Origin of the sequence: Streptomyces sp. NPDC093064 (genome assembly GCF_044754605.1) — a bacterium.
Classification (GTDB): Bacteria; Actinomycetota; Actinomycetes; order Streptomycetales; family Streptomycetaceae; genus Streptomyces.
This window is the reverse complement of sequence record NZ_JBIVPK010000004.1, coordinates 335,169-341,745: the sequence shown is the minus strand read 5'-3', so window position 1 is coordinate 341,745 and position 6,577 is coordinate 335,169. Positions and strand designations below refer to the sequence as shown.

The following is a 6,577-nucleotide window of genomic DNA, read 5'->3' as shown; positions in this document are numbered from 1 at the left end:
ACCGAACTCTCAGCCTGGCAGAACGCCACCAACACCGACCAACGTCAGGTGGACTGGCAGTTCACCACCCACGATGCACGCATCAAACTGCGCCACCTCTACCCCAAACATTAGCCGCGACAGTCTACTAGTGCTGTGACCGGAAAGGTTTGCCGGAAAGCTCGCGGCGTCCGGTGCTGGGGGTACCTCCCACGCCCTTCAGGCAGTGGGGGAGCATCGCAAGGCGGAGCATCACCCGCGTACTGGATGTACTCGGGTGATGCGACAACGCGGCGAGGTGGCATGCCGGGCGTCGCGAGCTGGTGAACCTTTCCGGTCGCAGCACTAGCCCGGCGCGCCGGAGGAGAAGCGGCGCAGCAGGGGCGAGAGCACCAGCACGGACTTCGTCCGTTCCACGAACGGCTCACCGGCGATCCGCTCCAGGACCCGCTCGAAGTGCCGCATGTCGGCGGCGAAGACCTGGACGATCGCGTCCGCCTCACCGGTGACGGTGGAGGCGGACACGACCTCCTGGTAGCGCTCCAGGCCCCGCTGGATGGTCTCCGGCGAGGTGTGGCGCCGGCAGTAGATCTCGACGAACCCCTCGGTCTCCCAGCCGAGCGCGGCCGGATCCACCCGCACGGTGAAACCGGTGATGGCCCCGGTGGCGCGCAGCCGGTCCACGCGCCGCTTCACTGCGGGCGCGGACAGGCCGACCAGTTGCCCGATGTCCGCGTAGGAGCGGCGGGCGTCCTCGGCGAGGGCGTGCACGATGCGTTCGTCGAGATCGTTCAGCACTGTGGGTGGATCATTTCTCGGGACTCGGCGGCTCAGTTCCAGCTGGCGTGCAGCGGCTTGCCCTCGGCGTAGCCTGCCGCGCTCTGGATGCCGACGATGGCCTTGTCCGCGAACTCCTCCAGGGAGCCGGCCCCGGCGTAGGTGCACGAGGAGCGGACGCCCGCGATGATCGAGTCGATCAGGTCCTCGACACCCGGCATGGCCGGGTCGAGGAACATCCGGGAGGTGGAGATGCCCTCCTCGAACAGCGCCTTGCGGGCACGGTCGTACGCCGACTCCTCGGAGGTGCGGTTGCGCACCGCGCGCGCGGAGGCCATGCCGAACGACTCCTTGTAGGGGCGGCCGTTGGCGTCGTGCTGGAGGTCGCCGGGCGACTCGTAGGTGCCGGCGAACCAGGAGCCGACCATCACGTTGGACGCACCGGCCGCGAGCGCCATCGCCACGTCGCGCGGGTGGCGGACACCGCCGTCGGCCCACACGTGCTTGCCGTACTTCCTCGCCTCGGCCGCGCACTCCAGGACCGCGGAGAACTGCGGGCGGCCCACGCCGGTCATCATGCGGGTGGTGCACATGGCGCCCGGACCCACACCGACCTTGACGATGTCGGCACCCGCCTCGATCAGGTCCCTGACGCCCTCGGCGGAGACGATGTTGCCGGCGACGACCGGCACCCGCGGGTCGAGGTCGCGCACCAGCTTGACGGCGCTGATCATCGACTCCTGGTGGCCGTGCGCGGTGTCGATGACGAGGGTGTCGACGCCCGCGTCGAGCAGCTGCTCGGCCTTGCCGGCCACGTCGCCGTTGATGCCCACGGCGGCGGCGATGCGCAGCTTGCCCCTGGCGTCGGTGGCCGGGGTGTACAGCGTGGCGCGCAGGGCGCCCTTGCGGGTGAGGATGCCGGCGAGCCTGCCGTCCTCGTCCACGGCGGGCGCGTAGCGGCGGTTGGCCCCGTCCAGGGTGTTGAAGGCCTCGCGCGGGTCGATGTCCGCGTCCAGCAGGAGCAGGTCCTTGCTCATGACCACTTCGAGCTGGGTGAAGCGGTCGACGCCGGTCAGGTCCCGGTCGGTGACCACGCCGACCGGCCGGTGCTGCTCGTCGACGACCACGCCGGCGTTGTGCGCGCGCTTGGGCAGCAGGGCCAGGGCGTCGGCGACGGTCTGGTGCGGGGCCAGCACGATCGGGGTGTCCAGGACCAGGTGGCGGCTCTTGACCCAGGAGATCACGTCGGTGACGACGTCGATCGGGATGTCCTGCGGGATGACCACCAGTCCGCCGCGGCGGGCCACGGTCTCGGCCATGCGGCGCCCGGCGATCGCGGTCATGTTGGCGACGACGAGCGGGATGGTGGTGCCCGTGCCGTCCGGGGAGCTGAGGTCCACACCCTGACGTGAACCGACCGCGCTGCGGCTCGGCACCATGAAGACGTCGTCGTACGTCAGGTCGTACGCGGGCTGGATGTCATTGAGGAAACGCACGTGCCGCACATCCCAGTCGATCAGAGGTGACCCCCGGACAGGTCCGTCAGGGGGAAAGAGCACGTACTTCATTCTCCCATGGCCCGGGCCGTGCCATGCCCGGACGGAACGTCCAGCCCGGCCGCCCGCCCCCTAGGAGGAACCTCCAAGCGCGAGGGCGACGTCCAGGGCCGGCCGCCCGCCCGCCGAGGCGGCGAAGACCTCCTCGGCGATCTCCCACTCCTCCGGCCTGGCCTGCGCGTACGCCTGCCAGCCCCGTACCACGATCAGCATCCCGCGCTCCACGGCCTCCGCGGGCCAGAGGGTCTCGTCGCCGAGGCTGTCGGCCAGCGCGTCCCAGTTCCGTCCGAACCAGCCGGGCAGTGCGAGGGCACGGGCGGCGCGGTCCATCAGTCCCGCCTTGTCGGTGACACCGTCGAGGTCCAGTGTGACCACGACCCGGCCCGCCAGGTCTTCGCTCATCTCAGCACCGCCCGGAACGTGTTGTAGTGATCATCGGTGTAGTAGAACTCCCCGCCCTGGCCGGTGACGATGCGCCTGGCCCCGCGGTCGCGCGACCCCGGGGTCCGCACCGTGTACTCGTGGTAGTAGCCGCGCGGCTCCTTGGGCAGCCGCCCCTCGAAGTTGCCGAACACGGTGTTGTCCTGCCGGTACGGGTAGGGGCCGCCCTTGTCGACGAGGTCCAGGGTCTGCCGGGCCTCGGCCGGCAGCCGGGACTGGCTGATCGTGGCCATTCCGCGGGCCCACGACGGGGCGGAGGGGTCGGAGCCGGTCTGCCCGGAGGGCGAGCAGCCCGTCAGAAGGACGGCGAGCGTGACGAGGAGCCCCGCGAGTACACGGGGGACGAACCGCAGCAGCATGCCGTCGATGCTCCCACGGCCGTCCCGCGCTCACTCGTCAGGGGCCGTCCGGGTCAGCCCTGTTGAGAGCGGGCCTGGGGGTGGGCCCCGCCGTCATCAGGTAGTCCGCGGCCGAGGTGTCCGTGACCAGGCTGGTGACCAGGCCGGACCGCAGCACCGCGTCGATCGCCGCCGCCTTGCGCTGCCCGCCCGCGATCGCGACGACCTCGGGGATACGGCGCAACTGGTCGGCCTTGACCGTGATGCACCGCTCCCCCAGGTCCCGTCCGATCCGGCGGCCCTCGGCGTCGAAGAGGTGCGCGGCCATCTCGGCGGAGACACCGAGCGAGGCGTAGTGGGCCCGCTCCTCGTCGCTGAGCATGTCGTGCACCGTCGAGATGCCCGGCTCCCAGGAACCGATGGACACACAGGCGACCGTGACCTTGTCGAAGTACTCGAAGGCGCGCGCGATCCCGGTCTGGTGCCGCAGCGCCGCCGCGGTGGCCGCGTCCGGCAGCAGCATCGGCGCGTAGATGGGGTGGGCGTCGCCGCCCGAGACCTGGGCTGCGCGGCGCACGGCCTCCACCGAGCCGCGCTCGGAGGTCCCGGCGTCGTACACCCCCGTCAGCTGCACCACCGTGCAAGGCGCCAGCCGGTTCAGCGCCGCCGCCATGTGGATGGTGGAACGGCCCCAGGCCAGACCCAGCACGTCTCCCTCGTCGACGAGCTCGCCGAGCAGATCGGCGGCTACTTCGCCGAGGTTCTCGGGGTCGGGCGTCTCCTCTGCCTCGGCCGGGGACTCGACCACGACGGCGTGCCTGAGGCCGTAGCGGGCGCGGAGCGCGTCGGAGCGCTCGGCGTCCAGCTCGGCCGGCACGCGGATCTCGATGCGCACGAGATCCCGTTCGAGAGCGGTTTCCAGGACCCGGGCCACCTTGAAGCGGCTGACGCCGAACTCCTCGGCGATCTGGATCTTCGATTTGCCCTCGAGGTAGAAACGGCGGGCCATGGCCGCCGCCTGCACCAGCTCAGCGGGTCCCATCCGCATGGCTGACCGGCCCGCCGACATACCCGACACGGCGATCTCCTCACTGCTGTTCACATTCTGGATTCACCGTTCATCCTTGCAGATCCGGCGCGCTTGATCAGCCCTGATAAGGAGCCGTTCACACAGCCGTTGTTCAGTGGCCGCACGCCCAGGACGCCTTGGTGGTGGCCGATTCCGCCTGACCGCGCAGGGCGCGCACCGCTTCGGCGGGGTCTTCCGCACCGTAGACCGCCGAGCCGGCGACGAACACGTCCGCGCCCGCCTCCGCGCACCGCTCGATCGTCGAGGCCGACACCCCGCCGTCGACCTGGAGCCACAGCTGGAGGCCGTGCTTGCCGATCAGCTCCCGGGTGCGGCGGATCTTGGGCAGCATGATGTCCAGGAAGGCCTGGCCGCCGAAGCCCGGCTCCACCGTCATGATCAGGAGCATGTCGAGCTCGGGAAGCAGGTCCTCGTACGGCTCGATGGGGGTGGCGGGCTTGAGGGCCATCGAGGCCCGGGCCCCCTTGGCACGGATCTCGCGGGCCAGCCGGACGGGGGCGGCGGCGGCCTCGACGTGGAAGGTCACGGAGGAGGCACCCGCCTCGACGTACTGCGGCGCCCAGCGGTCGGGCTGCTCGATCATCAGGTGGCAGTCCAGCGGGGTCTCCGTCGCCCGGGCCAGGGACTCCACGACGGGCACGCCGAGCGTGAGGTTCGGGACGAAGTGGTTGTCCATGACGTCGACGTGGAGCCAGTCGGCCCCTTCGACCGCCTTCGCCTCCTCGGCGAGGCGCGCGAAGTCGGCGGACAGGATGCTGGGGTTGATCTGCACGGCCATGACCCAAGCGTGCCATGCCCGGGCCCGCCGGCTCCCCCCGGTACCCGGCCGGCGGCCGGGAGGCGGCGGTCATGAGGCGCGGGCGGGGCCGCCGTAGGCGGGTGCGGCCGGGGGCGCACCCGCCGGCCCACTCCACGGACGCTTCGCGAAGTGGCGCGGGCCTGACCCGCGAAGGGGCCGGTCAGCCGGTGCGGCGGATCAGGGCCAGGTACATCGCGTCGGTCCCGTGCAGATGCGGCCACAGCTGTACGTCGGGACCGTCGCCGAGGGCCCCGACGCCCGGCAGCAGCGGGCGGGCGTCGATCAGCTCGGCCTCGGGGAACTGCTTGAGCACGTCGGTGACCACGGCGCGGGTCTCGGCGAGGTGCGGGGAGCAGGTCGCGTAGCCGACCACGCCGCCGACGCGCACCGACTCCAGGGCCGTGCGCAGCAGGCCGCGCTGGAGCGGGGCGAAGCCGTCCAGGTCCTCCGGGCGGCGCCGCCACCGCGCCTCGGGGCGCCTGCGCAGGGCGCCGAGTCCGGTGCAGGGGACGTCGACGAGGACACGGTCGAAGCTGGCCGGACGCCAGGCGGGGCGCGTGCCGTCGGCGGCGATCACCTGGTACGGGCCGGGATTGCCGGCCAGCGCCTTGGCCACCAGACCGGCCCGGTGGGGCTGCTTCTCGGAGGCGAGCAGGACGGCTCCGCGCTCGGCGGCGAGCGCGGCCAGCAGGGCCGCCTTGCCGCCGGGGCCCGCGCATCCGTCGAGCCACTTCCCGTCGGGGCCGTCGAGGGGCGCGTTCGCCAGGGCGAGCGCGACGAGCTGGCTGCCCTCGTCCTGCACGCCGGCCCGGCCCTCCCGTACGGCGTCCACGGCGCCCGGTTCGCCGCCCTCGGTCAGCCGCACGGCGTACGGCGACCAGCGGCCCGGCACCGCGGCCTCCTCGCGCAGCAGCTCCTCGGTGCCGGCCCGTCCGGGCCGGGCGACCAGGGTCACCTCCGGCCGCTCGTTGTCGGCCTCCAGCAGGTCCTCGATCCCGGCGCGTGGGCCGCCGAGGGAGTCCCACAGGGCGGAGACGACCCAGCGGGGGTGGGAGTGGACGACGGCGAGGTGGTCCTCGGGGTCCTCGTCGTAGGGCGGGGCGACCTTCTCCAGCCATCCGTCGAGGTCGTGCTGCGCGACCTTGCGCAGCACGGCGTTGACGAACTTCGCCCGCCCGTCGCCGAGGACGACCCGGGCGAGCTCGACGGTGGCGGACACGGCGGCGTGACTCGGGATACGCGTCCCGAGAAGCTGGTGGGCGCCGAGGGTCAGCACGTCCAGGACGGGCGGGTCGACCTCCCGGAGCGGGCGGTCGACGCAGTCCGCGATGATCGCGTCGTACGTTCCCTGGCGGCGCAGCGTGCCGTACACCAGCTCCGTGGCCAGCGCGGCGTCCCGGCCGTCGAAGTCGCCCTTCTCGCGTGCCTTGCGCAGCAGCGGGGGCAGGACCAGGTTGGCGTAGGCGTCCCGCTCGTCCACGGCGCGCAGCGCCTCGAAGGCGAGGATGCGGACGGGGTCCTTCTGGGGTCGGCGGTAGGGCTTGGCGGGCCTGCGGGGCCGACGGGTGTCGCTCACGGAAAAGGTGCTCCGGTTGTC

At 72.1% G+C, this 6,577-nt stretch carries 7 protein-coding genes; all 7 read right to left on the bottom strand.

Annotation, left to right across the window (positions count from 1 at the left end; genetic code table 11):
* Positions 1-324: 324 nt before the first annotated feature.
* Entirely contained in the window at positions 325-777 is a 453-nt protein-coding gene (locus ACIQFZ_RS08055) for an Lrp/AsnC family transcriptional regulator (protein ID WP_141362818.1), read from the bottom strand.
* 32 nt (positions 778-809) lie between these two features.
* Entirely contained in the window at positions 810-2,252 is a 1,443-nt protein-coding gene (locus ACIQFZ_RS08050) for a GuaB1 family IMP dehydrogenase-related protein (RefSeq protein WP_365775554.1), read from the bottom strand.
* 132 nt (positions 2,253-2,384) lie between these two features.
* The gene (locus tag ACIQFZ_RS08045; protein WP_365435173.1) at positions 2,385-2,714 is read right to left on the bottom strand and encodes a barstar family protein; all 330 of its coding nucleotides are present in this window, start codon (positions 2,712-2,714) and stop codon (positions 2,385-2,387) included.
* A complete protein-coding gene (locus ACIQFZ_RS08040; protein ID WP_361417068.1) occupies positions 2,711-3,112 on the bottom strand; it encodes a ribonuclease domain-containing protein in 402 nt (133 codons plus the stop codon). Before ACIQFZ_RS08040 ends, ACIQFZ_RS08045 begins: the two co-directional genes overlap by 4 nt.
* 37 nt (positions 3,113-3,149) lie before the next feature.
* On the bottom strand, positions 3,150-4,193 hold the full coding sequence (locus ACIQFZ_RS08035; protein ID WP_365435169.1) for a sugar-binding domain-containing protein: 1,044 nt from the start codon (positions 4,191-4,193) through the stop codon (positions 3,150-3,152).
* A 79-nt stretch (positions 4,194-4,272) separates the two neighbouring features.
* Positions 4,273-4,959, bottom strand: a complete 687-nt coding sequence (gene rpe, locus ACIQFZ_RS08030; protein ID WP_365775555.1) for a ribulose-phosphate 3-epimerase — start codon at positions 4,957-4,959, stop codon at positions 4,273-4,275.
* A 181-nt stretch (positions 4,960-5,140) separates the two neighbouring features.
* Positions 5,141-6,556: a transcription antitermination factor NusB gene (locus ACIQFZ_RS08025; RefSeq protein WP_365428298.1), complete on the bottom strand. Its 1,416-nt coding sequence runs from the start codon at positions 6,554-6,556 to the stop codon at positions 5,141-5,143.
* Between the last annotated feature and the right edge of the window lie 21 nt (positions 6,557-6,577).

Coding starts and splice junctions, on each gene's coding strand:
- ACIQFZ_RS08040 (WP_361417068.1), bottom strand. CDS start 3,112: ATGCTGCTGCGGTTCGTCCCCCGTGTACTCGCGGGGCTCCTCGTCACG.
- rpe (WP_365775555.1), bottom strand. CDS start 4,959: ATGGCCGTGCAGATCAACCCCAGCATCCTGTCCGCCGACTTCGCGCGC.
- ACIQFZ_RS08045 (WP_365435173.1), bottom strand. CDS start 2,714: ATGAGCGAAGACCTGGCGGGCCGGGTCGTGGTCACACTGGACCTCGAC.